This window comes from Pseudomonas faucium (genome assembly GCF_021602585.1).
Classification (GTDB): Bacteria; Pseudomonadota; Gammaproteobacteria; order Pseudomonadales; family Pseudomonadaceae; genus Aquipseudomonas; species Aquipseudomonas faucium.
The window spans coordinates 41,556-67,268 of the sequence record NZ_BQIP01000023.1; the positions used below are offsets into that span (position 1 = coordinate 41,556).

Sequence of the window (25,713 nt, forward strand, 5' to 3'; positions counted from 1 at the left end):
GTTCATTCTCGCAAGTCCCCTCCCCCCGCGATGTACCGGAGTACTGCCTTTGGATGCCAGCACCATCAACAGCCTGTTTCTGATCGGCGCATTGCTGGTGGGCGCAAGCATCCTGGTCAGCTCGCTGTCGTCGCGCCTGGGCATCCCTATCCTGGTCATCATCCTCGCGGTCGGCATGGTCGCCGGGGTAGATGGTGGCGGCATCATCTTCAACAACTACCCGACCGCCTACCTGGTGGGCAACCTGGCACTGGCGGTGATCCTGCTCGACGGCGGCCTGCGCACGCGGGTGGCGAGCTTTCGCGTGGCGCTGTGGCCGGCCCTGTCGCTGGCCACCGTGGGGGTGATGATCACCACCGCGCTGACCGGCCTGGTGGCGGCCTGGCTGTTCAACCTGAGCCTGATCCAGGGCCTGCTGATCGGCGCCATCGTCGGCTCGACCGACGCCGCGGCGGTGTTTTCGCTGCTCGGCGGCAAGGGCCTGAACGAGCGGGTGACCGCCACCCTGGAAATCGAGTCGGGCAGCAACGACCCGATGGCGGTGTTCCTCACCGTCACCCTGATCGACATGATCGCCAGCGGCCAGACCGGCCTGCACTGGAGCCTTCTGACCCACCTGCTGCGCGAGTTCGGCATCGGCGGCCTGCTGGGCCTGGGCGGTGGCTGGCTGATGCTGCAGCTGGTCAACCGCATCAACCTGGCCGGCGGCCTGTACCCGATCCTGGTGGTGGCCGGCGGGCTGGTGGTGTTCTCGCTGACCAACGCCCTGCATGGCAGCGGCTTCCTCGCCGTGTACCTGTGCGGCCTGGTGCTGGGCAACAAGCCGATCCGCAGCCGCCACGGCATCCTGCACATGCTCGACGGCATGGCTTGGCTTGCGCAGATCGGCATGTTCCTGGTGCTGGGGCTGCTGGTCACGCCCCACGACCTGCTGCCGATCGCCCTGCCGGCCCTGGGCCTGGCGCTGTGGATGATCCTGGTGGCGCGGCCGCTGTCGGTGGTCGCGGCGCTGCTGCCGTTCAAGGCCTTCCATGGCCGGGAAAAGGGCTTCATCTCCTGGGTTGGGCTGCGCGGCGCGGTGCCGATCATCCTCGCCGTGTTCCCGCTGATGGCCGGGCTGCCGGATGCCCAGCTGTTCTTCAACCTGGCGTTCTTCATCGTGCTGGTGTCGCTGCTGGTGCAGGGCACCAGCCTGCCGTGGATGGCCAAGCTGCTGAAGGTCACTGTGCCACCGGACCCGGCGCCGATCTCGCGCTCGGCGCTGGAGGTGCACGTCACCAGCGAGTGGGAGCTGTTCGTCTACCGCCTGGGCGCGGAAAAATGGTGCATTGGCGCTGCCCTGCGCGAGCTGAAGATGCCCGAAGGCACGCGCATCGCCGCGCTGTTTCGCAACGAGCAACTGCTGCACCCCTCGGGCAGTACCGTGCTGGAAGTTGGCGACATGCTCTGCGTGATCGGCCACGAACATAACCTGCCGGCCCTGGGCAAGCTGTTCAGCCAGGCGCCGCAACGCGGGCTGGACCTGCGCTTCTTCGGCGACTTCGTGCTCGAAGGCGATGCCGAACTGGGCGCGGTGGCCGCGCTTTATGGCCTCAAACTCGACGGCCTGGACGCGAAAATGCCGCTGGCGCAGTTCATCCGACAGAAGGTCGGAGGCGCGCCAGTAGTAGGTGACCAGGTCGAATGGCATGGCACGATCTGGACCGTCGCGACCATGGACGGGAACAAGATCCAGAAAGTCGGCGTCAGATTCCCCGAAGGAACGCGACCCGGACCAGGATTGTTCCTCTAAACTCCGATTTCGCCTGATCCACAAGTAGTCTGCCTATGTCCCTGCGCGTGTACCTTCGCACAGCCCTGCTCGGGCTGTGCCTGTCCCTTTCGTTCGCAGCTGGCGCGGCTGAAGCCCCGACCACTGCCAGCATCCAGAACAGCCTCGACAAGATCGCCGAGCGCAAGCTGCCCGAAGCCGACCAGAAAGCCCTGCAGCAGGTACTGGAGCAAACCCTCACGCTGCTGGCCAGCAAGGATGACAGCGAGCAGAAGCTTGCCGCGCTCAAGCAGCAACTGGCCGGCGCGCCGAAAGAAACCAGCGACAGCCAGAAGGAGCTGGCCCGGCTCAAGGAAGGCAAGCCGCAACCGGTGGCCCAGCGCTATGCCAACCTCAGCGTGCCGCAGCTCGAGCAGATGCTCAGCGAGCGCAATACCCAGCAGGGCGAGCTGCAAAAGGCGCTGTCGGAAGCCAACAGCCTGATCATCAACTCGCAGACCCGTCCCGAGCGCGCCCAGGCCGAGATCAGCAATAACCAGATCCGCAGCCAGCAGATCAACAACATCCTCAAGAGCGGCAAGGACGGCGGCAAGGCGATCAACGCCGACCAGCGCAACCAGCTGGTGGCCGAGCTGGCCTCGCTCAACGCACTGACCTTGCTGCGCCGCCAGGAGCTGGCCGGCAACGGCCTGCTGCAGGACTTGGGCAATGCCCGCCATGACCTGCTGATCGAGCGCGCCGCGCGCCTGGAGCAGGAAATCCAGGACCTGCAGACGCTGATCAACGAGAAGCGCCTGGCCCAGTCCCAGCAGACCGTCACGCAGCAGTCGATCGAGGCCCAGAAGGCCGGTGGCAGCTCGATACTGGCCAGCGAGAGCGCGGCCAACCTCAAGCTTTCCGACTACCTGCTCAAAAGCACCGACCGCCTCAACGAGCTGACCCAGCAGAACCTGCGCACCAAGCAGCAGCTCGACAGCCTGACCCAGGCCGACCAGGCCCTGGACGAGCAGATCAGCGTGCTCAAGGGCAGCCTGCTGCTGTCCAAGATCCTCTACAAGCAGAAGCAGGCCCTGCCGCACCTGAAGGTCGACCGCGACCTGGCCGACCAGATCGCCGACATCCGCCTGTACCAGTTCGAGGTCAACCAGCAGCGCGAGCAGATGAGCAGCCCGGTGACCTACGTCGACAAGCTGTTGGCCAACCAGCCCCAGGAAGACGTCACCCCGGCCCTGCGCAAGGCCCTGCTGGATGTGGCCATCACCCGCAGCGACCTGCTCGAACGGCTGAACCGCGAACTGTCGGCGCTGCTCAACGAATCGATCACCCTGCAGCTCAACCAGAAGCAGCTGCTGGGCACCGCCCAGGGCCTGCGCACCACCCTCGACGAGCAGATGTTCTGGATCCCCAGCAACAAGCCGCTGGACTGGGACTGGCTGCGCTATGTGCCCGAGCGCTTCGCCGCCCAGGTCGCCGACCTGCCGTGGGGCTCGGGCATCAAGGAGCTGGCCGACGGCCTGAGCCAGCGCCCGCTGCTGTTCCTGCCCCTGCTGCTGGTGATCGGCGCCCTGCTGTGGCGGCGCAAGTACCTGTACCAGCGCCTGAGCAAGGTGCACCAGGACATCGGCCACTTCCGCCGCGACAGCCAGTGGCACACGCCCCAGGCCATCCTCATCAACATCCTCCTGGCGATGCCGGTGAGCCTGGGCCTGGCCCTGTGCAGCTACGCCCTGCAGATCGACGCCCGCGGGCAGAACGCCAACCTCGGCGCCGCGCTCTGGCAGCTGGCCCAGGCCTGGCTGGTGTTCTACACCGCCTACCGCATCCTCGCCCCTGGCGGCGTGGCGGAAATCCACTTCCGCTGGCACAAGCCGCAGGTCGAGTTCCTGCGGGGCTGGGTGCGCCGGCTGGGTACCGTGGTGCTGGCGCTGGTCGGCGTGGTGGCGGTGGCGGAGCACCAGCCTTCGGCGCTGGCCGACGACGTGCTGGGCATCGGCGTGGTGCTGACCTGCTATGCACTGATGGCCTGGCTGCTCAGCCGCCTGCTGTTGAGCAGCCCTGCGCACCGCGACACCTCGCTGTTTCGCAAGGCCGTCGGAGTGGCCTTCACCGCCTTGCCGATCGCCCTGTTCGTGGCGGTGTGCTTCGGCTACTACTACACCGCCCTGAAGCTCACCGACCGGCTGATCTACACCCTGTACCTGCTGCTGTTCTGGCTGGTGATCGAGGCCGCGTTCGTGCGTGGCCTGTCGGTGGCGGCGCGGCGCCTGGCCTACCAGCGTGCGCTGAGCAAGCGCGCGGCGGCCAAGGAAGGGCTCGATGGCGAGGTGATCAGCGAAGAGCCGACGCTGGACATCGAGCAGGTCAACCAGCAGTCGCTGCGCCTGATCCGCCTGGCCCTGCTCGGCGGCTTCATCGCCGGCCTGTACTGGGTGTGGTCGGACCTGATCTCGGTGTTCGCCTACCTCAACAACTTCACCCTCTACGAATACACCAGCGGCACCGGCAGCGCCGCCAGCATGGTGCCGATCAGCCTCGGCGACCTGCTCGGCGCGCTGGTGATCGTCGGCATCACCTTCGCCCTGGCGCGCAACTTGCCGGGCCTGCTCGAGGTGCTGGTGCTGTCGCGCCTGAACCTGGCCCAGGGCAGCGCCTATGCCACCACCACGCTGCTGTCGTACATCATCGTCGGGGTCGGCATCGTCAGCACCCTGTCGACCCTCGGGGTGAGCTGGGACAAGCTGCAGTGGCTGGTGGCGGCGCTGTCGGTGGGCCTGGGCTTCGGCATGCAGGAGATCTTCGCCAACTTCATTTCCGGCATCATGATCCTGTTCGAGCGCCCGGTGCGCATCGGCGACACCATCACCATCGGCAACCTGTCCGGCACGGTGAGCAAGATCCGCATCCGCGCCACCACCATCACCGACTTCGACCGCAAGGACATCATCGTCCCCAACAAGACCTTCATCACCGGCCAGCTGATCAACTGGTCGCTGACCGACACGGTCACCCGGGTGACGCTGAAGCTGGGCATCGACTACGGCTCGGACCTGGACCTGGTGCGCGACCTGCTGCTCAAGGGCGCCCACCAGAACCCGCGGGTGCTCAAGGACCCGGAGCCGATCGTGTACTTCCTCAATTTCGGCGAGAGCTCGCTGGACCACGAGCTGCGCATGCACGTGCGCGACCTGGGCGACCGCAACCCGACCCTGGACGAGATCAACCGCTACATCAACCGCGAGTTCAAGGCGCACGACATCAAGATTTCGGTGCGCCAGGTCGAGGTGTTCCTGATGGATGCCAAGGGCGGCAAGCAGCAGATGATAGCGCTGGAACAGCCCAAATCGGATGGCACTGCGCCCAGCTGAGTGGACTCCAAGGGGCATGACCGCCAGAATGCTGGCGAGGGCTGCGCCCTCGATCGCCGGCAAGCCGGCTTCCTGTGGGAGCCGGCTTGCCGGCGATGGGCCGCAAAGCGGCCCCATGACACCGTTCCCCAGGAGCAGCCCGTGAAAGCCCTCGACCAACTCAGCTTCGACAACCGCTTCGCCCACCTGGGCGACGCGTTCTCCACCCAGGTGCTGCCCGCCCCCATCGCCGACCCTCGCCTGGTCGTGGCCAGCGCGTCGGCCATGGCCCTGCTCGACCTCGACCCCGCGCAGGCCGAACTGCCGATCTTCGCCGAGCTGTTCAGCGGCCAGAAGCTCTGGGAACAAGCCGACCCGCGCGCCATGGTCTACTCCGGCCACCAGTTCGGCTCCTACAACCCACGCCTGGGCGATGGCCGCGGCCTGCTGCTGGCCGAAGTGCTCAACGACGCCGGCGAGCACTGGGACCTGCACCTCAAGGGCGCCGGCCAGACCCCGTACTCGCGCATGGGCGACGGCCGCGCCGTGCTGCGCTCGTCGATCCGCGAATTCCTCGCCTCCGAAGCCCTGCATGCCCTGGGCATCCCCAGCAGCCGGGCGCTGTGCGTGATCGGCTCGAGCACCCCGGTATGGCGCGAAACCCGCGAGAGCGCGGCCATGCTCACTCGCCTGGCCCAGAGCCACGTGCGCTTCGGCCATTTCGAGTACTTCTACTACACCAAGCAGCCGGAACAGCAGCGCGTGCTGATCGACCACGTGCTGGAGCAGCACTACCCCGAATGCCGCGAGGCCGAGCAGCCTTACCTGGCCATGTTCCGCACCATCGTCGAGCGCAACGCCGAGCTGATCGCCCGCTGGCAGGCCTATGGCTTCTGCCACGGGGTGATGAACACCGACAACATGTCGATCCTGGGCATCACCTTCGACTTCGGCCCCTTCGCCTTCCTCGACGACTTCGACGCCAACTTCATCTGCAACCATTCCGATGACCGCGGCCGCTACAGCTACGCCAACCAGGTACCGATCGGCCACTGGAACCTCAGCGCCCTTGCCCAGGCACTGACCACGGTGATCGAGGTGGAGCCGCTCAAGGAGGCCCTGGGGTTGTTCCTGCCGCTGTACCAGACGCACTACCTGGACCTGATGCGCCGGCGCCTGGGCCTGACCACGGCCGAAGACGGCGACATGGCCCTGGTCGAGCGCCTGCTGCAGCGCATGCAGAGCGGCGGCGTGGACTACAACCTGTTCTTGCGCAAGCTCGGCGACCAGCCCGTGGCTGCGGCCCTGAGCGTGGTACGCGACGATTTCATCGACCTTGCCGGGTTCGACGCCTGGGGCGCTGACTACCTCGCTCGCTGCGAGCGCGAGGCCGGCAATGCCGACGGGCGGCGCGCGCGCATGCATGCGGTGAACCCGCTGTACGTGCTGCGCAACTACCTGGCGCAGAAAGCCATCGAAGCGGCCGAGGCGGGGGACTACAGTGAAGTGCGGCGGCTGCACCAGGTGCTGAGCCGGCCGTTCGAAGAGCAAGAAGGGATGCAGGCCTATGCCGAGCGGCCGCCGGAGTGGGGCAAGCATCTGGAAATCAGCTGCTCTTCGTGAACCCGATCTGCTGTACCGGCCTCATCGCCGGCAAGCCGGCGCCTACGCAGGGCTCAGCTGCTATGGGGACTCTGTGGGAGCCGGCTTGCCGGCGATGAGGCCCGAACCAACACCACAAGGAATCGACATGACCGAACCGCTGCTGATCCCCTGCCCCCACTGCAACGGCCTCAACCGCCTGCCCGCCGAACGCCTGGGCGATGCACCCAAATGCGGCCGCTGCAAACAGGATGTACTGCTCGGCAAACCCTTCGACCTCAGCGAAAGCAGCTACGCCAGCCAGATCAAAGGCGACCTGCCGCTGCTGGTCGATGTCTGGGCCGACTGGTGCGGCCCCTGCAAATCCTTCGCCCCCACCTTCGAGCAGGCCGCCCGCCAGCTCAGCGGCCGCTGCCGCCTGGCCAAGCTCGACAGCGAAGCCAACCGCAACCTGGCCGGGCAACTGGGCATCCGCTCGATCCCCAGCCTGATCCTGTTCAGAAATGGCCGCGAAGTCAGCCGCCAGGCCGGGGCGTTGCCACTGCAGTCGTTGCTGGAGTGGCTGCGCAGCCAAGGGGTCTAGGCGTTCTCTTCCAGCAGCGCGTGCAACTCGACGAACTGCTGGGTCAGCTTGTGCCGCGGCTCCAGGTGAATCAGCGGCAAGCTGGCGTGGTGCGACTCGCGCATCTTCACCGAGCTGCCCAGGTACACCGGCAGCACCGGCAAGCCCTCGGCAAGCAGCTCGTCGAGCATCTGCTGGGGCAGGCTGGCGCGGGACTGGAACTGGTTGACCACGATGCCCTCGACCATCAGGTCTTCGTTGTGGTCATCCTTGAGCTCTTCGATTTCCGCCAGCAGGCCGTACAGGGCCTGGCGTGAAAAGCTGTCGCAATCGAAGGGAATCAGCACCCGATCAGCGGCGATCAACGCGGAAACCGCGTAGAAATTCAACGCCGGCGGGGTATCGATGTAGATCCGCTCGTAATCCTCGTCCAGCTCGTCGAGCAGTTTGCGCAGCTTGTTGATCTTGTGCTTGGCCTCAAGCTTTGGCTGCAGGTCGGCCAGCTCCGCCGTGGCGGTGACCACGTGCAGGTTGTCGAACGGGGTTTCGTAGATATCGACCTTGTTCTTCTTGCTGAACGGCCCGCTGGACAGGCTCTGCTTGAAGAAATCGGCAATGCCCATGGGGATGTCGTCGCCCGTGAGCCCGGTCAGGTACTGAGTCGAGTTGGCCTGGGCATCCAGGTCGATCAGCAGGGTCCGATAGCCTTCGCTGGCGCTCACTGCCGCCAGGTTGCAAGCGATGCTCGACTTGCCCACCCCACCTTTCTGATTGAACACCACGCGCCGCATGAGAGACCTCCGTGTATCAACGAATGACCGAGTATGTGGCGGCGCGCCGGCAATGGCCAGCGGCAATTGCCGCACGCCGACGGCAGCGCTACCCTGCCCCGCGCAAACCTTCGCCACACACCAGGATGATCGATGACGATGCCCCCGCACCCGCCTGTAACCTTTGGCCAGTCGCCGCTTGCGATCGAGGACGTCCTGGCCGTGGCCGAACGCCGCGCCCCCGTGCAACTGCAGGATGACAGCGAATACCGCGCGTACATCGAGCGCGGCGCCCGCTTTCTCGACAGCCTGCTGGACAAGCAAGGGGTGATCTATGGCGTTACCACAGGCTACGGCGACTCATGCGTGGTCGCGGTGCCGCTGGAGCATGTCGAAGCCCTGCCGCGTCACCTCTACACCTTCCACGGCTGCGGCCTCGGGCGCCTGCTCGATGCCAGCGCCACCCGCGCCGTGCTGGCTGCCCGCCTGCGTTCGCTGAGCCACGGGGTGTCGGGCGTGCGCCTGCTGTTGCTGGAGCGCCTGCGCGACTTTCTCGCCCACGACATCCTGCCGCTGATCCCCGAGGAAGGCTCGGTGGGCGCCAGCGGCGACCTGACCCCGCTGTCCTACGTCGCCGCTGCCCTGGCCGGTGAGCGCGAGGTGCTCTACCAGGGCGCACGCCGCAGCAGTGCCGAGGTGCACCGTGAACTGGGCTGGCAACCGCTGGTGCTGCGCCCCAAGGAAGCGCTGGCGCTGATGAACGGTACGGCGGTGATGACTGGCCTGGCCTGCCAGGCCTTTGCCCGCGCCGACTACCTGCTCAAGCTGGCCACGCGCATCACCGCCCTGAACGTGATCGGCCTGCAGGGCAACCCGGAACACTTCGACGAGCGGCTGTTCGCCGCCAAACCCCACCCAGGCCAGGCCCAGGTCGCCGCCTGGCTGCGCCAGGACCTGGCCATCGACGCCCCGCTGCCACCCCTGCACCGCCTGCAGGACCGCTACTCGCTGCGCTGCGCGCCGCATGTGCTGGGTGTGCTGGCCGACAGCCTGGGCTGGCTGCGCGGTTTCATCGAAACCGAACTCAACAGCGCCAACGACAACCCGATCATCGACGGCGACGCCGAGCGCGTGCTGCACGGCGGGCATTTCTACGGCGGGCACATCGCCTTTGCCATGGACAGCCTGAAAACCCTGGTGGCCAACGTCGCCGACCTGCTCGACCGGCAGCTCGCGCTGCTGGTGGACGTGCGCTACAACCACGGCCTGCCGAGCAACCTGTCGGGGGCCGAGGCCGAGCGGGCGATGCTCAACCACGGCTTCAAGGCCGTGCAAATCGGCGCCAGCGCCTGGACTGCCGAAGCGCTCAAGCAGACCATGCCGGCCAGCGTGTTCTCGCGCTCCACCGAGTGCCACAACCAGGACAAGGTGAGCATGGGCACCATCGCCGCGCGGGACGCCCTGCGTGTGCTGGAGCTGACCGAGCAAGTCGCCGCCGCCACCTTGCTGGCAGCCAACCAGGCCGTGTGGCTACGCGGCCGCAAGGCTGGCAGCCGGCCGCTGCCACAACCGCTGGCGCAGATGCACGAAGCGTTGCTGGAAGACTTCGCCCCGGTGATCGAAGACCGCGCCCTGGAGCGCGAACTGCGCCTGTGCCTGCAGCGCATCGGCGAGCGGCACTGGCCGTTGCACCTCAGCTGACGCCGGACGTCGCATCCGTGACCAGTTCGGCGAAGGCCCTGGCCATCGCCGAACTGCCGCGCTCACGCTGCACCAGCCACACGGCCGAAGTCGCACCCTGGTCGAGCAAGGTGCGATAGACCACGCCTTCGATGCGCATGCGCTGGAAGGAGGCCGGCAGCACCGACACCCCGAGGCCTGCGGACACCAACCCGATGATGGTCATCGCCTCGCCCGCTTCCTGGGCGAAGTGCGGGCTGAAGCCGGCTTGGCGCGCCAGGCTCAGCAGCTGCGCATGCAGCCCGCTACCATAGCTGCGCGGGAAGAACACGAAGGGCTCATGGGCCAGCGCGGCCATGTGCACGCCCTGCTCGGTGCCTTCGGCCAGCGGGTGCGAGGCATTGATCACCGCCACCAAGGGTTCGCGAAACAGCTCGGTGGCGACCAGGCCTTCGGGCAGCGGCATCGGCCGCATCAGGCCGATTTCGATGGACTCGTCGAACACCCCGTCGGCGACATCGCGGCTGCTCATTTCCTGAAGGTTCAGGTGCACGGCAGGGAAGCGCTGGCGAAACGCATGGATCGCCTTGGGGATCTTCGAAGTGAACGGCGCCGACGAGGTGAAGCCGATCTTCATCTCGCCCAACTCGCCCAGCTGCGCGCGGCGTGCCACGTCGGCGGCCTTCTCGACCTGCGCCAGCACCTGCCGCGCCTCGTCGAGAAACAGCCGGCCGGCCTCGCTGAGCTCGACCCGACGATTGGTACGCTCGAACAAGCGCGCCCCCAGCTCCTGCTCCAGGGCCTGGATCTGCTGGCTCAGGGGCGGCTGGGAGATGCCCAGTTGCTGGGCTGCGCGGCCAAAGTGCAGCTCTTCGGCCACGGCGATGAAGTAACGCAAATGGCGCAGTTCCATGATCGGCTCCGAGTAGGTCGCAAAACCTCTTAAATAGGTCGAACAATATATTGGATCTAATCATTAGCCAGCTATATGCTTTTTTTCATTGCGCCAGAGGTACCCGCCCGTGAAAACTGCTGTAGCCCCCCTTCCCGCCGACCCCGAACCTGCCCCGCTGAACGATATCTGGATCGAAAAAGGCACCCCTGCCTTCCTCAAGACCGTGCTGGCCCTGTTCAGCGGCGGCTTCGCCACCTTCGCCCTGCTGTACTGCGTACAGCCGATGATGCCGTTGCTGTCCCAGGAATATTCGATCAATGCCGCGCAAAGCAGCCTGGTGCTGTCGGTTTCCACCGCCATGCTGGCGTTCGGGCTGCTGATCACCGGGCCGATTTCCGACCGCATCGGGCGCAAGCCGGTGATGGTGTTTGCCCTGCTTTGCGCGGCGCTGTCGACCATGGTCAGCGCGGTCATGCCGAGTTGGGAATGGGTGCTGGCCACGCGGGCGCTGGTCGGCCTGTCGCTCAGCGGCCTGGCCGCCGTGGCGATGACGTACCTGAGCGAGGAAATTCACCCGCAGCACATCGGCCTGGCCATGGGGCTGTACATCGGCGGCAACGCCATCGGCGGCATGAGCGGGCGGCTGATCACCGGCGTGCTGATCGACTTCGTCAGCTGGCACACGGCAATGCTGATCATCGGCGGCCTGGCCCTGGTGGCGGCGCTGGTGTTCTGGAAGGTGCTGCCGGAATCGCGCAACTTCCGCACCCAGTCGCTCAAACCGCGCAACCTGCTCGATGGCTTCGTCATGCACTTCAAGGATGCCGGCCTGCCCTGGCTGTTCCTCGAAGCCTTCCTGCTGATGGGCGCCTTCGTCACCTTGTTCAACTACATCGGCTACCGGTTGCTGGCGGGGCCCTACCACATGAACCAGGCGCTGGTCGGCCTGCTGTCGGTGGTGTACCTGTCGGGTATCTACAGTTCGGCGCAGGTCGGTGCCCTGGCCGACAAGCTCGGCCGGCGCAAGGTGTTCTGGGCCAGTATCGTGGTGATGGCGGGTGGTTTGCTGGTGACCTTGGCTACCCCGCTGGTGCTGATCATTCTCGGCATGCTGGTGTTCACCTTCGGCTTCTTTGGCGCGCACTCGGTGGCCAGCAGCTGGATTGGCCGGCGGGCGCTGAAGGCCAAGGGGCAGGCGTCATCGCTGTACCTGTTCTGTTATTACGCGGGGTCGAGCGTTGCGGGTACGGCGGGCGGGGTGTTCTGGCATCACTGGGGCTGGAATGGCATCGGGCTGTTCATCGGCAGCTTGCTGGCGGTGGCGTTGGGCGTGGCGCTGCACCTGAGCAGGCTGGAGCCCAAGAAGGCTTGAGCCTTGGGGCTGCCTTGCAGCCCATCGCCGGCAAGCCGGCTCCCACACAGTTCACTGCTGACTTTGTGGGAGCCGGCTTGCCGGCGATGGGGCCTTTGGATCAGTTCACGATCTCGACGATATCCACATCCACTTCACGGCTCATCAGGTGCTTTTCCACCTCGCCGGTCAGTTTCACCTTGGTCTTCTCGTTGAATGGCGTCGGCGGCAGGTCTTCGTTGTCGATCTCGACCGTGATGGTGCCGGTGTTGTCCTTGAACTCGTACTTGTCGTCGTTGTTGATCTTCTTGGTCACGTAGCCCTGCAGCACCACCGGCGTGTCGTCAGCGGCATCCTTGGCGGCGGAAACGGTGGTCACCGGTTGTGCACCTGGGCCTGTGTAGCCAGCGGCCAGGGCAGCAGTGCTGAACAGCGGGGCGAGGATCAGGGCAAAGTAGCGGGCTTTCATGAGGATCGTGTCCTGTTTCGGTTTCGATGGGCCCAGATTACCGACGATCGCTGAATTGAAACTTAATGCAAAAAAAACCCGGCGCCAGGCCGGGTTTCTTGTAGCTGCCATCAGATCACTGATGGTACTGCGCCGACAGCTCGTGCACAGCGTTGATGAACACGCCGGCATGCTCCGGGTCGACTTCCGGGGTGATGCCATGGCCCAGGTTGAACACATGGCCCGAGCCCTTGCCGTAGCTGGCAAGGATACGTGCGACTTCCTGGCGGATGGCCTCTGGCTTGGCGTACAGCACGGTGGGGTCCATGTTGCCCTGCAGCGCGACCTTGTCGCCGACACGGCGGCGGGCATCGCCGATTTCGCAGGTCCAGTCCAGGCCCAGGGCATCGGCACCGGCTTCGGCGATGCTTTCCAGCCACAGGCCGCCGTTCTTGGTGAACAGGATCACCGGCACCTTGCGGCCTTCGTGCTCGCGGATCAGGCCGCTGACGATCTTGCGCATGTAGGCCAGGGAGAATTCCTGGTACGCCGCCGCCGAAAGGTTGCCGCCCCAGGTGTCGAAGATCTGCACGGCCTGGGCACCGGCGAGGATCTGGCCGTTGAGGTAGCTGGTGACCGACTGCGCCAGCTTGTCCAGCAGCAGGTGCAGGGCTTGCGGGTTGTCGTAGGCCATCGCCTTGGTCTTGCGGAAGTCTTTCGACGAGCCGCCTTCGACCATGTAGGTGGCCAGGGTCCACGGGCTGCCGGAGAAGCCGATCAGCGGCACGCGGCCATTGAGCTCGCGGCGGATGGTGCTGACCGCGTCCATCACGTAGCCCAGGTCTTTCTGCGGATCGGGGATCGGCAGTGCCTCGATGTCGGCGGGGGTGCTGATGACCTTCTTGAAACGTGGGCCTTCGCCGGTTTCGAAGTACAGGCCAAGGCCCATGGCATCAGGGATGGTGAGGATGTCCGAGAACAGGATCGCCGCGTCCAGCGGGTAGCGGTCCAGCGGCTGCAGGGTGACCTCGCAGGCGAACTGCGGGTTCATGCACAGGCTCATGAAGTCGCCGGCCTTGGCGCGGCTGGCGCGGTATTCCGGGAGGTAGCGGCCAGCCTGGCGCATCATCCACACCGGGGTGACGTCTACAGGTTGCTTGAGCAGTGCACGCAGGAAACGATCGTTCTTCAGGGCAGTCATGTCGGCATCCGGCAAAAAAGTGCGGGCATTTTCTCAGACGCCAGCGCAAAAGGCACGGATGAGACCATGCGTTTTGTCTATTGAGTGCCTTGGATCAAGCGATTTTGTATACAAAACTGCCCTGGGGCTGCTTTGCAGCCCTTTCGCGACACAAGGCCGCTCCTACAGTATTGCGCTAATCCAGTAGGAGCGGCCTTGTGTCGCGAAAGGGCCGCAAAGCGGCCCCAGGATCCATCAGACTTCCAGATAGTCCAGGATGCCTTCGGCCGCAGTACGGCCTTCGAAAATGGCAGTCACCACCAGGTCCGAACCGCGCACCATGTCGCCACCGGCAAACACTTTCGGGTTGCTGGTCTGGTGCTTGAACTTGCCTTTCTCCGGCGCCACCACGCGGCCCTGGCTGTCCATCTGGATGCCATGCTGCTCGAACCACGGCGCAGGGCTTGGGCGGAAGCCGAAGGCGATCACCACGGCATCGGCCGGCAGAATCTCCTCGGAGCCGGGGATCGGCTCGGGGCTGCGGCGGCCACGGGCATCCGGCTCGCCCAGACGCGTCTCGACCACTTTCACGCCTTCGACCTTGTCTTCGCCGACGATGGCGATCGGCTGGCGGTTGTAGAGGAACTTCACGCCCTCTTCCTTGGCGTTCTTCACCTCTTTGCGCGAGCCCGGCATGTTCGCCTCGTCGCGGCGATAGGCGCAGGTCACCGAGCTTGCGCCCTGGCGGATCGAGGTGCGGTTGCAGTCCATCGCGGTGTCGCCACCGCCCAGTACCACCACCTTCTTGCCCTGCATGTCGACGAAGTCTTCCGGCGCCTTTTCGAAGCCCAGGTTGCGGTTGACGTTGGCGATCAGGAAGTCCAGCGCGTCATGCACGCCCGGCAGGTCCTCGCCCGGGAAACCACCCTTCATGTAGGTGTAGGTGCCCATGCCCATGAACACTGCGTCGTACTCGCCGAGCAACTGTTCCAGGGTGATGTCCTTGCCCACCTCGGTGTTCAGGCGGAACTCGATGCCCATGCCGGTGAAGACTTCGCGGCGGTTGCTCAGCACGGTCTTTTCCAGCTTGAACTCGGGGATGCCGAAGGTCAGCAGGCCACCGATCTCGGGGTTGCGGTCGAACACCACCGGGGTCACCCCGGCGCGCACCAGCACGTCGGCACAGCCCAGGCCCGCAGGGCCGGCACCGATGATTGCCACACGCTTGCCGGTCGGCTTGACCTTGGACATGTCCGGGCGCCAGCCCATGGCGAACGCGGTGTCGGTGATGTACTTCTCCACCGAGCCGATGGTGACTGCGCCGAAACCGTCGTTCAGGGTGCAGGCACCCTCGCACAGACGGTCCTGCGGGCACACGCGGCCGCACACTTCCGGCAGGGTGTTGGTCTGGTGCGACAGCTCCGCGGCCGCCAGGATGTTGCCTTCGGAAACCAGCTTCAACCAGTTTGGGATGAAGTTGTGCACCGGGCACTTCCATTCGCAGTACGGGTTACCGCAACCCAGGCAACGGTGCGCCTGCTCCACGGACTGCTGCGGCTTGAAGGGCTCGTAGATCTCCACGAACTCTTTCTTGCGCTGGCGCAGGAGCTTCTTCTTCGGGTCCTTGCGGCCCACTTCGATGAACTGGAAGTCGTTGTTCAGACGTTCAGCCATTTTTCAAAACCTCTTTACCGCAGTTGCCAGCCTCGGGCTGCAAGCTGCAAGACGATCACTTGAGCACGACGGGCCCCGCGCACGGGGCCGTCACTTGCAGCTGTTGTTACTGCGGGTTGGCGCGGGTGCTGGACAGCAGTTGCTTGAGGTTGGCCGCCTTCGGCTTGACCAGCCAGAAGCGCCGCACGTAGTCGTCCAGGTTCTCCGAGAGCTCACGCCCCCACTCGCTGCCAGTCTCTTCCACGTACTCGGCAAGGACCCGCGCCAGGTGGCTGCGGTAGGCCTCCATCGCCTCACCACTGATGCGCTGGATTTCCACCAGCTCGTGGTTGAGTTTGTCGACGAAGGTGTTGTCCATGTCGAGCACGTAGGCGAAGCCGCCAGTCATGCCAGAACCGAAGTTGTAACCGGTCTTGCCCAGGACGCAGACAAAGCCGCCGGTCATGTATTCACAGCAGTGATCGCCAGTGCCCTCGACGATGGCGTGGGCGCCGGAGTTACGCACCGCGAAGCGCTCGCCCGCGGTACCGGCGGCGAACAGCTTGCCGCCGGTGGCGCCATACAGGCAGGTGTTGCCGACGATGGCGCTGAGCTGGGTTTTGAACGGGCTGCCGGCAGGCGGCACGATGGTGACCTTGCCACCGGTCATGCCCTTGCCGACGTAGTCGTTGGCATCGCCTTCCAGGTGCAGGTTCAGGCCACCGGCGTTCCACACGCCGAAGCTCTGGCCCGCGGTGCCCTTGAAGCGGAAGGTGATCGGCTTGTCGGCCATGCCCTGGTTGCCATACAGCTTGGCGATTTCACCAGAGATGCGCGCGCCGATGGAGCGGTCGCAGTTGCAGATGTCGAGCGCGAACTCGCCACCGGCCTGGTCGCGGATGGCCGGCAGGGCCATGTCGACCATCTTCTCGGCCAGCTCGCCCTTGTCGAACGGCGGGTTCTTGTCGACTTCGCAGAATTGCGGCTTGTCGGCCGGAATGTGCGAGCTGCCCAACAGCGGCGTCAGGTCCAGGTGGTGCTGGCGCTCGGTGTCGCCCGGCAGCACGTCGAGCAGGTCGGTGCGGCCGATCAGCTCGCCGAGGCTGCGCACGCCCAGCTTGGCCAGCCACTCACGGGTCTCTTCGGCGACGAAGGTGAAGAAGTTGATCACCATGTCGACGGTGCCGATGTAGTGGTCCTTGCGCAGCTTGTCGTTCTGCGTGGCCACGCCGGTGGCGCAGTTGTTCAGGTGGCAGATGCGCAGGTACTTGCAGCCCAGGGCGATCATCGGCGCGGTGCCGAAGCCGAAGCTCTCGGCGCCGAGGATGGCCGCCTTGACCACGTCGAGGCCGGTTTTCAGGCCGCCGTCGGTCTGTACCCGCACCTTGCCGCGCAGGTCGTTGCCGCGCAGGGTCTGGTGGGTTTCGGCCAGGCCCAGCTCCCACGGGGCGCCGGCGTACTTGATCGAGGTCAGCGGCGAAGCGCCGGTGCCGCCGTCGTAGCCGGAAATGGTGATCAGGTCGGCATAGGCCTTGGCCACGCCCGCGGCGATGGTGCCAACGCCCGCTTCGGCGACCAGCTTGACCGAGACCAGGGCCTGCGGGTTGACCTGCTTGAGGTCGTAGATCAGCTGCGCCAGGTCTTCGATCGAGTAGATGTCATGGTGCGGCGGTGGCGAGATCAGGGTCACGCCCGGTACCGCATAGCGCAGCTTGGCGATCAGGCCATTGACCTTGCCGCCTGGCAGCTGGCCGCCTTCGCCGGGCTTGGCGCCCTGGGCAACCTTGATCTGCAGCACTTCGGCGTTGACCAGGTATTCTGGGGTCACGCCAAAGCGGCCGGTGGCCACCTGCTTGATCTTGGAGCTGCGCACGGTGCCGTAGCGCGCCGGGTCTTCACCGCCCTCGCCGGAGTTGGAGCGCGCACCCAGGCGGTTCATGGCCTCGGCCAGGGCCTCGTGGGCTTCCGGCGACAGGGCACCGAGCGAGATACCGGCCGAGTCGAAGCGCTTGAGGATCGCTTCCAGCGGCTCGACTTCATCCAGCGCCAGGGCCTGATCGGCCACTTTCACTTTCAGCAGGTCGCGGATCATCGACACCGGGCGCTGGTCGACCAGCGTGGTGTATTCCTTGAACTTGGCGTAGTCGCCCTGCTGCACAGCAGCCTGCAGGGTGTTGACCACGTCCGGGTTGTAGGCGTGGTACTCGCCGCCGTGGACGAACTTCAGCAGGCCGCCTTGCTGGATCGGCTTGCGCGCGCTCCAGGCTTCGGCCGCCAGCAGCTTCTGGTCGCCTTCCAGGTCGACGAAGCGCGCACCCTTGATGCGGCTGGGCACGCCCTTGAAGCTCAGGCCGACCACTTCTTCGGCCAGGCCCACGGCTTCGAACAGCTGCGCGCCACGGTACGAGGCGATGGTGGAGATGCCCATCTTCGACAGGATCTTCAGCAGGCCCTTGGAGATGCCCTTGCGGTAGTACTTGAACACTTCGTCCAGATCGCCCAGTACTTCGCCGGTGCGGATCAGGTCGGCCAGCACTTCGTAGGCCAGGTACGGGTACACGGCCGAGGCACCGAAGCCCAGCAGCACGGCGAAGTGGTGCGGGTCGCGGGCGGTGGCGGTTTCCACCAGGATGTTGCTGTCGCAGCGCAGGCCCTGCTCGGTCAGGCGGTGGTGTACCGCACCCACGGCCAGCGAGGCGTGCACCGGCAGCTTGCCGGGGGCAATGTAGCGGTCGCTCAGCACCAGTTGGGTCTTGCCGCTGCGTACCGCTTCTTCGGCCTGGTCGGCGATGTTGCGGATGGCCGCTTCAAGGCCGACGCCCTCTTCATAGTTGAGGTCGATCAGGTGACGATCGAAGCCTTCGCGCTCCAGGTTCATCAGCGAGCGCCACTTGGCGGGCGAGATGACCGGCGAGCTGAGGATCACCCGCGAGGCATGCTCCGGGGATTCCTGGAAGATGTTGCGCTCGGCGCCCAGGCAGATTTCCAGCGACATGACGATCGCTTCGCGCAGCGGGTCGATCGGCGGGTTGGTGACCTGGGCGAACTGCTGGCGGAAGAAGTCGTAGGGCGAGCGCACGCGCTGGGACAGCACCGCCATCGGCGTGTCGTCACCCATCGAGCCGACCGCTTCCTGGCCCTGCTCGCCGAGCGGGCGCAGCACCTGGTCACGCTCCTCGAAGGTGACCTGGAACATCTTCATGTATTGCTTGAGCTGGTCGGCGTCGTAGCTGGCCGCGCCCTGATCGTCGGTCAGCGTTGCCTGGATGCGCAGGGCGTGCTGACGCAGCCAGCGCTTGTACGGGTGGCGCGACTTGAGGCGGTCATCGATGGCATCGGTGTCGAGGATCTGGCCGGTCTCGGTGTCGACGGCGAAGATCTGGCCTGGGCCGACACGGCCCTTGGCCAATACGTCCTCGGGCTTGTAGTCCCACACGCCGATTTCCGACGCCAGGGTGATGTAGCCGTTCTTGGTGGTGACCCAGCGCGCCGGGCGCAGGCCGTTGCGGTCGAGCAGGCACACCGCGTGGCGGCCTTCGGTCATGACGATACCGGCCGGGCCGTCCCACGGCTCCATGTGCATGGAGTTGTATTCGTAGAAGGCGCGCAGGTCGGCGTCCATGGTTTCGACGTTCTGCCAGGCTGGCGGTACCAGCATACGCACGCCGCGGAACAGGTCGATGCCGCCGGTGACCATCAGCTCCAGCATGTTGTCCATGCTCGAGGAGTCGGAACCGACGCGGTTGACCAGCGGGCCGAGCTCTTCGAGGTCGGGGATCAGGTCGTTGGCGAACTTGGTGCGACGGGCCATGGCCCAGTTGCGGTTGCCGGTGATGGTGTTGATCTCGCCGTTGTGGGCGAGGAAGCGGAACGGCTGCGCCAGCGGCCATTTCGGCAGGGTGTTGGTGGAGAAGCGCTGGTGGAACACGCAGATCGCGGTTTGCAGGCGCTCGTCACCCAGGTCTGGAAAGAAGGCCGCGAGGTCGCGCGGCATCATCAGGCCTTTATAGATGATGGTCTTGTGCGAAAAGCTGCAGATGTAGTGGTCGGCGTCGTGGGCATTGGCCACGGACGAGCGGCGACGGGCACTGAACAGCTTGATGGCGAATTCCTGATCGCTCAGGCCTTCACCGCCGATGAACACCTGCTCGATCTGCGGCAGGCGCTCCAGGGCCAGGCGGCCCAGCACGCTGGTGTCGATCGGGACTTTGCGCCAGCCCACCAGCTTGAGGCCGGCGGCGAGGATTTCGCGGTCCATGTTGGCCCGCGCGGCTTCGGCTTTTACCGGGTCCTGGTTGAAGAACACCATGCCGACGGCGTACTGCTTGGGCAGCTCGACGGCGAAGTGCTCCTGGGCCACGGCCCGCAGGAATTGATCGGGCTTCTGCATGAGCAGACCGCAACCGTCACCGGTCTTGCCGTCGGCGTTGATGCCGCCGCGGTGGGTCATGCAGGTCAGCGCCTGCATGGCGGTTTGCAGAAGGTGGTGGCTCGGTTCGCCCGTCATATGGGCGATCAGGCCAAAGCCACAGTTGTCCTTGAATTCTTCGGGATGGTACAGACCTGTTTTCATAGACACTTTCTCACCAGGTTCACCTCTCAACGGAGGTAAATCTCTTTTTAGTACAACCACTTACCATCCACGCCGATCAAATGCCAGCTTTTTTGCGGTGGCCATGGAAAACCATTGTTGCACAGCGACAGCGATACTCACAAATTTTCATGTCTCACCATTGAAAATTTATGTCGCAATTTTGAATGTTTTTGCGCCATGCGCCGTGATAGCGGCTCGGCTCGAGTCTGAAGCGTTTCAGCCATGACTGCAAGGTAGGCTTGTGGCCGGCAGTCTGGGACAGAAAAGCCTGCCGCGCTCGGGCGCAGCAGGCTAGACGAAAGTCAGTAATCGCTCAGCAACTGGGCGGCGGGGTGGTGCCGCCCGGAAGGTATCAGCGGGCCGAAGCCAGCTCTTGTTGGACGCTGGCGACGGTACGTGGCCAAGGTTTACCAGCCTGGACCTTCGCTGGCAAGTTCTTGATTGCAGCTACCGCAGCGTCGCGGTTGGCGAAGCTGCCATAGGTGACCACGTACAGCGGCTTGCCCTGCAGGTTTTTCTTGAAGTAGCGATAGTCGCCACCCTGCGCCTTGACGAAGGCCTGGGCCGACGCCTCGGAGCTGGTGCCGAGGATCTGCACCACGTAGTTGCCCGGTTTCTGGCCTGCGTACCAGCCGCCACCGGTGTTGCCGGCTGCTGGTTTCTCGGCAGGCTTGGCGGCGGGTTTAGCCGTGGCGACCTGGGTCGGTGCCGGGGCCGGCTTGGCAGGAGCAACCGGCTTGGCGGGCTGAGTTGCGACAGGCTTGGGCGCAGGCGCTACCGGCTGCGACGGGGTAGCCTGGGCCATGGTCGGGGCAGGGCCTGCGGCCATGCCTTGCGGCGGCGCGGTGGTGGTCACGGTCGGCGGCGGGTTGCCTGGCTGCAGCGCGGTATTGTCGGCCGGGCCGCCCTCTTCGCCATCACCCATGCCTGCGGCCTGGGCCAGCGGCTCGCGCATCACCGGCTGCGACTGGCCAACCAGCGGCAGCGGCATCGGCTGCGAGGAGCCGGAGAATTCGATGGCCGGGTTGCCGCCGTTCGACTTGCCGTCACCCAAAGGCAGCTGGGCCTGGGCCGCAGGCGCTTCGGCAGGGGCCTTGTCGCCTTTCTTGGGCATGAGCACCGCGGCAGCAACGGCCACCACGACGACAGCAGACAGCGCGAGCACGTGTTTTTTAGGCATCTTGAACCCCATGGTTGGTCGCTTGGCCGTGGTGCGGCTGGCGATCATGGCTTCGATCAAAGTATCGCGGGCGACCTGGTTGATGTTGCCAGGCCAACCGTCGGAGTTTTCATGGATATCGACGAGCTGCTCACGGCTGAACACCTCGATGCCCCGGCCGGCACCTTCCAGGCGCTGCTCCAGGTACTCGCGGGTCTCTTCCTCGCTGTAGGGGGCGAGCTCGATGACGTGGAAGCGTTCTTCCTCGACATGGATCTCCTCCAACCCGGCAATCAGCGACGGCTCACCGAACAGGAACACGTGCGGGCGCCCTTCCGAGACACCTGCCGCCAGTTCCAGCAACGCTTGGAGCGCCGACTCGTCAAGTTGTTCCGCATCGTCCACCAGCAAATAGACTTCCTGCCCGGTCAAGGCCAACTGCACGACCTTGGACAGAATCGCCTGAACTTCGGGCTGGGCGACTTCCAGCGACTGGGCCACCTGGCCCAACACGCTGGCCGCATCGCTGGCGCCGCGGGCCGATACCACCACGCTGAGCACCGACTGCTTGTTGGTGCTCGCCACCAGGGCCTGGCGCAGCAGGGTCTTGCCGCTGCCTACCGGGCCTGTGACCACCAGCATCAACTGGCTGTAACGGGCCAGGTGATGCAGCTGGCCGAGCACAGGCTTGCGCTGGGCAGGGAAGAACTTGAAGCCGGGCACACGCGGCGCGAACGGATCGTGGCTCAACTGGTAGTGGTCGAGAAACGCCTCATCGGCATGCAAACTGGTCATTGCGCTGTCACAACCTCAAAGCTGGGCCACGATCGCGCGGTAGTCCGCCGACAGCGTGGCCTGAAGAATCTCTTTCGGATAGTCGTCGGTAATCACGGCCTCGCCGAGCTGGCGCAACAGCACCAGCCGCAGGCGACCATCGAGTACCTTCTTGTCGACCGCCATATGCTCCATGAAATGCGCCGGGGTCATTTCCTGTGGTGGCACCACCGGCAAACCTGCGTCCTGCAGCAGGCGGATTGCTCGATCACGCGCGGGCTGGTCGATCCAGCCCAGGCGCATGGACATCTCCAGGGCCATCACCGTGCCCGCTGCCACGGCTTCGCCGTGCAACCAGACACCGTAGCCCATGTGCGTTTCGATGGCATGCCCGAAGGTATGCCCAAGGTTCAGGGTCGCCCGCACGCCGGATTCGCGCTCGTCGGCGCCCACCACGGCAGCCTTGGCCGCGCACGAGCGACGGATCGCCTCGGTCAGTGCCAGAGGATCGAGGGCGCGCAGGGCCTGCATGTTGGCTTCGAGCCAGCCGAGGAAGGGCTCGTCGCAGATCAGGCCGTACTTGATCACTTCGGCCAGGCCCGCCGACAGCTCGCGTTCGGGCAAGGTCTTGAGGCTGGTGGTGTCGATCAGCACCGCATTGGGCTGGTAGAACGCACCGACCATGTTCTTGCCCAGCGGGTGGTTGATGCCGGTCTTGCCGCCCACCGAAGAGTCGACCTGGGACAACAGGGTGGTGGGCACCTGGATGAAGTCGACGCCACGCTGGTAGCAGGCCGCAGCGAAGCCGGCCATGTCGCCGATCACGCCGCCGCCCAGGGCGATCACGGTGGTGCGGCGGTCATGCCGTGCGGTGAGCAGGCCGTCGAAGATCAGTTGCAGGGTCTGCCAGTTCTTGTGGGCTTCGCCATCGGGGAGAATCACCGGCAGCACCGAATAGGCGCCGAGGGTCTTGCTCAGGCGTTCGAGATACAGAGGCGCGACGGTTTCATTGGAAACGATGGCCACCTGCCGCCCGGCGATGTGCGGCGCCAGCAGTTCAGGTTGGTCCAGCAGGCCTTCGCCAATGTAGATCGGGTAGCTGCGCTCGCCCAGGTCGACCTTAAGTGTCTGCATGTATCCCCACAATGTACTTGGGCGCGGTGTCGGCTGAGCGACCCACGCGGTAACGTTGAACCTCGCCTCGGCGCTGGCCGAGAATAGTCCCGGCTTACCGGGGCGGCAACTGCTGCAAGCGCTCGAGAATGTCGAGCACCACCATGCGCGGCGGCCGTTCGTCGGTTTCCACCACCAGGTCGGCGATCTCACGGTAGAGCGGGTCGCGTGTTTCCAGCAGGGCGCGCAGGGTCGCCTCCGGGTTGGCGGTGCGCAGCAACGGCCGGTTGCGATCGCGCGCGGTACGCCCGACCTGCTGTTCTACCGACGCGTGCAGGTAGATCACCCGCCCGCCAGCGTGCAGCGCCTGGCGGTTTTCCGCACGCATGACCGCGCCACCACCGGTGGCCACGACCACGCCATCGAGCGCGCAGAGCTCGGCGATCATCGCCTGCTCACGATCACGGAAGCCCGGTTCGCCTTCTCTATCGAAGATCCACGGGATGTTGGCGCCGGTACGCAGTTCGATTTCCTTGTCGGAATCTTTGAACAGCAGACGCAGCTCTTTGGCCAACAGGCGCCCGATGGTGCTCTTTCCAGCGCCCATGGGCCCTACAAGTATCAAATTTCGCACAGAATCAACGACTCACAGCAATCGCCTGGTCACTCATGATACGCGGAGTCAGGAAGACCAGCAGCTCGGATTTTTTCTCTTGTAATGCATCGCGTCGAAACAGCCGCCCAACATACGGCAGATCGCCAAAAAATGGCACCTTGTCGACCACATTGTTTTGCGTGGTCGAATACACCCCGCCAATGACGATGGTTTCACCGTCGGCCACTCGCACCTTGGCATTGACCTCGTTCTTGCGGATCGGCGGCACGTCGTTCAAGGCATTGACGAAGTCTGGCTCATCCTTGGTCACCCTGACCGCCATGATGACCTTGCCGTCCGGGGTGATCTGCGGAGTGACTTCGAGCGACAGCGAGGCCTCCCTGAACGAAACCGAGGTGGCGCCATTTCTGCTGGTCTCCTGGTAAGGCACCTCGGTGCCCTTGATGATCCGGGCCGTTTCCTTGTCTGCAGTGACCACCTTGGGCTGGGAGATGATCTCGCCATTGCCGCTCTTTTCCATGGCGCTGAGCTCAAGGTCGAGCAACACGTCACCACGCAGCAGGCCCAGCCCCACCGCCGAGCCGGGCCGCTCCACGCCCAGGTCGACGAACACATCCTTGCCCACCCGCGCGACCTCCTCATGCAAGGCGCCACCCCAGCGCACACCCAGGCTTTTTTCATAGTCGACATTGGCCTCGACGATACGCGCCTCGATCACCACCTGGCGCACCGGCACATCCAGTTGTGCCACCAACCGCCGCAGCTCGGCCAGGCGCTCTTCGGGCTGGTGCGCCACCAACGTATTGGTGCGCGCATCCACGCTGAGGCTGCCGCGCCCGGTAAGAATGCCGTCGTCGGCCAGCGTTGCCTGCAGCAGTTCGGCAAGCTCGGCAGCATCGGCGTGGTGGATGGCCAGCAGTTCCCGGCGCAAGGGCGGCAACTGAGCATCGAACGCCTGCCCGAAAGGCTGTTCGGCCAACTCACTCGCGGGCGCCACCAGCAGCACATTGCCTTCTTCACGTCGCACCAGCCCCTTGCTGTGCAACACCAGTGCCAGGGCCTGATCCCAGGGCACATCCTGCAAGCGCAGGGTGATGTTGCCTTGAACCGTGTCGCTGGCAACCAGGTTGATGCCCGCATAGTCGGCCAGCACCTGTAGCACCGAGCGCACCTCGACATCCTGGAAGTTCAGCGAAACAGGCTCCCCCTTATAAGACGCTGCCAGCCCCCACTGAACCGGTGCCAGCAGCATCAACATCCCTGTCGCCAACCTTTTCATCACCACTTGCCTCCCTGTCGGCGCCCTTCCTGAGCGCCAAGAACGTGGTGCGCTCGTGCCACTCGCCGGCTATGAACAGCCGTTCGCGCACCTCCACCTGCTGCTCATCAATGCGTACCACCACCCCCTCATCGCGCCCCAACCGCTCGCCGCAAAGCACGCGATACAGCCGGCCGGCGTAAGCCAGCAGCGCCTCGTACTCGCCCCTGCGCGACAAGCTGCCGACCATCACCAGCTGCGCCAGGGGAACGTTGCCGAGCCCTGCCTGGGGAGCACGGCCCGACCAGGCAGCGAAGGGGTCGAGGGCTGGAAGCTGGAACTGCGCTCGAGCCGGTATCTGCGCCAGCCAGGCGGGGTCCGGTAATGGCGCATCTGCCTGGTAAGCGCTCACTTTCAAACGCAGCCGGATCAACCCAGGCTTGCCCGGGGCGCCATGCCAGTGCATTTCTTCGACATGCAGCAAGCGCAGTTGCCCAAGCCAGTCTTCAAGCCACATACGCAATGCCGGGTAACGGCCCACCACCTGCACATCCAACGGGGTTTGCCGATAGCCCGACTGGGGCAGCACCTCAAGTACATCCAGTTGCTCGAATTGCAGGCCCAGCGCCTGCCCCGACGCTGCCAATTGTTCAAGCAGGTCGCTCATGCGCTCACCTGCCGCGAGCTGCCATCGAATACCCTGCAACTGCCTTTCGGCCTCGGCCAGTTCGCCCTGGCGCTGCTGCAAGGCCCGCACCTCGCTGGCCTTGCTGGCGTGCTCAAGCTCCAGAGCCGCTTGCCTTGCCTGCTCATCGGCCTGAAGTTGCTGCCAACCCGGCAGGCGTATCAGGGCGCCGAGTGCAAACACTACGCAGGTCACGATCACGGGTAGTAGATAGATGGAACCCTGCCAGCGCTCGACCAACCCTTGCCAGCCCCGCAG

At 65.0% G+C, this 25,713-nt stretch carries 17 protein-coding genes; 6 read left to right on the plus strand and 11 right to left on the minus strand.

The annotated features are described in order from the left end of the window. Nucleotides 1-49 precede the first annotated feature (49 nt). The 4 genes from L6D75_RS22155 to trxC all read left to right on the plus strand — a co-directional run bounded on the left by L6D75_RS22155 (nucleotide 50) and on the right by trxC (nucleotide 7,300). Complete coding sequence (locus L6D75_RS22155; protein WP_176510910.1) at nucleotides 50-1,792, plus strand: potassium/proton antiporter; 1,743 nt, start codon at nucleotides 50-52, stop codon at nucleotides 1,790-1,792. Nucleotides 1,793-1,827: 35 nt separating this feature from the next. After that, nucleotides 1,828-5,136: a mechanosensitive channel MscK gene (mscK, locus tag L6D75_RS22160; RefSeq protein WP_176510911.1), complete on the plus strand. Its 3,309-nt coding sequence runs from the start codon at nucleotides 1,828-1,830 to the stop codon at nucleotides 5,134-5,136. A 141-nt stretch (nucleotides 5,137-5,277) separates the two neighbouring features. Beyond that, a complete protein-coding gene (selO, locus tag L6D75_RS22165) occupies nucleotides 5,278-6,738 on the plus strand; it encodes a protein adenylyltransferase SelO (protein WP_176510912.1) in 1,461 nt (486 codons plus the stop codon). A gap of 127 nt (nucleotides 6,739-6,865) precedes the next feature. Next, complete coding sequence (gene trxC / locus L6D75_RS22170) at nucleotides 6,866-7,300, plus strand: thioredoxin TrxC (RefSeq protein WP_176510913.1); 435 nt, start codon at nucleotides 6,866-6,868, stop codon at nucleotides 7,298-7,300. Here trxC and L6D75_RS22175 read toward each other — a convergent pair. Further along, entirely contained in the window at nucleotides 7,297-8,070 is a 774-nt protein-coding gene (locus L6D75_RS22175; protein WP_176510914.1) for a ParA family protein, read from the minus strand. The two genes, trxC and L6D75_RS22175, sit on opposite strands and share 4 nt — an antisense overlap. A gap of 132 nt (nucleotides 8,071-8,202) precedes the next feature. Here L6D75_RS22175 and L6D75_RS22180 point away from each other — a divergent pair, with 132 nt between their 5' ends. Next, the gene (locus L6D75_RS22180) at nucleotides 8,203-9,750 is read left to right on the plus strand and encodes an HAL/PAL/TAL family ammonia-lyase (RefSeq protein ID WP_176510915.1); all 1,548 of its coding nucleotides are present in this window, start codon (nucleotides 8,203-8,205) and stop codon (nucleotides 9,748-9,750) included. Here the strand turns inward: L6D75_RS22180 and L6D75_RS22185 are convergent. Next, nucleotides 9,743-10,642: a LysR family transcriptional regulator gene (locus L6D75_RS22185; RefSeq protein WP_176510916.1), complete on the minus strand. Its 900-nt coding sequence runs from the start codon at nucleotides 10,640-10,642 to the stop codon at nucleotides 9,743-9,745. The genes L6D75_RS22180 and L6D75_RS22185 overlap by 8 nt on opposite strands. A 109-nt stretch (nucleotides 10,643-10,751) precedes the next feature. Between L6D75_RS22185 and L6D75_RS22190 the strand changes: the two genes are divergently transcribed. Further along, nucleotides 10,752-11,996, plus strand: a complete 1,245-nt coding sequence (locus L6D75_RS22190; protein WP_176510917.1) for an MFS transporter — start codon at nucleotides 10,752-10,754, stop codon at nucleotides 11,994-11,996. A 100-nt stretch (nucleotides 11,997-12,096) separates the two neighbouring features. Here L6D75_RS22190 and L6D75_RS22195 read toward each other — a convergent pair whose 3' ends face one another. The 9 genes from L6D75_RS22195 to L6D75_RS22235 form a co-directional block, all read right to left on the minus strand. Beyond that, nucleotides 12,097-12,444 (minus strand): YgiW/YdeI family stress tolerance OB fold protein, encoded by a 348-nt coding sequence (locus L6D75_RS22195; protein ID WP_176510918.1) that lies wholly within the window; start codon nucleotides 12,442-12,444, stop codon nucleotides 12,097-12,099. A gap of 115 nt (nucleotides 12,445-12,559) precedes the next feature. Further along, nucleotides 12,560-13,624: a uroporphyrinogen decarboxylase gene (gene hemE, locus L6D75_RS22200; RefSeq protein WP_176510919.1), complete on the minus strand. Its 1,065-nt coding sequence runs from the start codon at nucleotides 13,622-13,624 to the stop codon at nucleotides 12,560-12,562. A 234-nt stretch (nucleotides 13,625-13,858) separates the two neighbouring features. Continuing rightward, nucleotides 13,859-15,277: an FAD-dependent oxidoreductase gene (locus tag L6D75_RS22205; RefSeq protein WP_176510920.1), complete on the minus strand. Its 1,419-nt coding sequence runs from the start codon at nucleotides 15,275-15,277 to the stop codon at nucleotides 13,859-13,861. Nucleotides 15,278-15,383: 106 nt separating this feature from the next. Beyond that, nucleotides 15,384-19,829 (minus strand): glutamate synthase large subunit, encoded by a 4,446-nt coding sequence (gene gltB, locus L6D75_RS22210; RefSeq protein WP_176510921.1) that lies wholly within the window; start codon nucleotides 19,827-19,829, stop codon nucleotides 15,384-15,386. A 373-nt stretch (nucleotides 19,830-20,202) separates the two neighbouring features. After that, entirely contained in the window at nucleotides 20,203-21,804 is a 1,602-nt protein-coding gene (locus tag L6D75_RS22215; RefSeq protein WP_176510922.1) for an AAA family ATPase, read from the minus strand. Between the two features lie 15 nt (nucleotides 21,805-21,819). Further along, complete coding sequence (gene aroB / locus L6D75_RS22220) at nucleotides 21,820-22,917, minus strand: 3-dehydroquinate synthase (protein WP_176510923.1); 1,098 nt, start codon at nucleotides 22,915-22,917, stop codon at nucleotides 21,820-21,822. A 94-nt stretch (nucleotides 22,918-23,011) separates the two neighbouring features. Next, nucleotides 23,012-23,530: a shikimate kinase AroK gene (gene aroK / locus L6D75_RS22225; protein WP_176510924.1), complete on the minus strand. Its 519-nt coding sequence runs from the start codon at nucleotides 23,528-23,530 to the stop codon at nucleotides 23,012-23,014. 4 nt (nucleotides 23,531-23,534) lie between these two features. Further along, nucleotides 23,535-24,770: a type IV pilus secretin PilQ gene (locus L6D75_RS22230; RefSeq protein ID WP_236193826.1), complete on the minus strand. Its 1,236-nt coding sequence runs from the start codon at nucleotides 24,768-24,770 to the stop codon at nucleotides 23,535-23,537. Then, entirely contained in the window at nucleotides 24,721-25,713 is a 993-nt protein-coding gene (locus L6D75_RS22235; RefSeq protein WP_176510953.1) for a pilus assembly protein PilP, read from the minus strand. The genes L6D75_RS22230 and L6D75_RS22235 overlap by 50 nt, the downstream gene beginning before the upstream one ends.

Coding starts and splice junctions, on each gene's coding strand:
- hemE (WP_176510919.1), bottom strand. CDS start 13,624: ATGACTGCCCTGAAGAACGATCGTTTCCTGCGTGCACTGCTCAAGCAA.
- L6D75_RS22230 (WP_236193826.1), bottom strand. CDS start 24,770: ATGTTGATGCTGCTGGCACCGGTTCAGTGGGGGCTGGCAGCGTCTTAT.
- trxC (WP_176510913.1), top strand. CDS start 6,866: ATGACCGAACCGCTGCTGATCCCCTGCCCCCACTGCAACGGCCTCAAC.
- L6D75_RS22195 (WP_176510918.1), bottom strand. CDS start 12,444: ATGAAAGCCCGCTACTTTGCCCTGATCCTCGCCCCGCTGTTCAGCACT.
- gltB (WP_176510921.1), bottom strand. CDS start 19,829: ATGAAAACAGGTCTGTACCATCCCGAAGAATTCAAGGACAACTGTGGC.
- mscK (WP_176510911.1), top strand. CDS start 1,828: ATGTCCCTGCGCGTGTACCTTCGCACAGCCCTGCTCGGGCTGTGCCTG.
- L6D75_RS22180 (WP_176510915.1), top strand. CDS start 8,203: ATGACGATGCCCCCGCACCCGCCTGTAACCTTTGGCCAGTCGCCGCTT.
- L6D75_RS22175 (WP_176510914.1), bottom strand. CDS start 8,070: ATGCGGCGCGTGGTGTTCAATCAGAAAGGTGGGGTGGGCAAGTCGAGC.
- L6D75_RS22185 (WP_176510916.1), bottom strand. CDS start 10,642: ATGGAACTGCGCCATTTGCGTTACTTCATCGCCGTGGCCGAAGAGCTG.
- aroB (WP_176510923.1), bottom strand. CDS start 22,917: ATGCAGACACTTAAGGTCGACCTGGGCGAGCGCAGCTACCCGATCTAC.
- L6D75_RS22205 (WP_176510920.1), bottom strand. CDS start 15,277: ATGGCTGAACGTCTGAACAACGACTTCCAGTTCATCGAAGTGGGCCGC.
- L6D75_RS22215 (WP_176510922.1), bottom strand. CDS start 21,804: ATGACCAGTTTGCATGCCGATGAGGCGTTTCTCGACCACTACCAGTTG.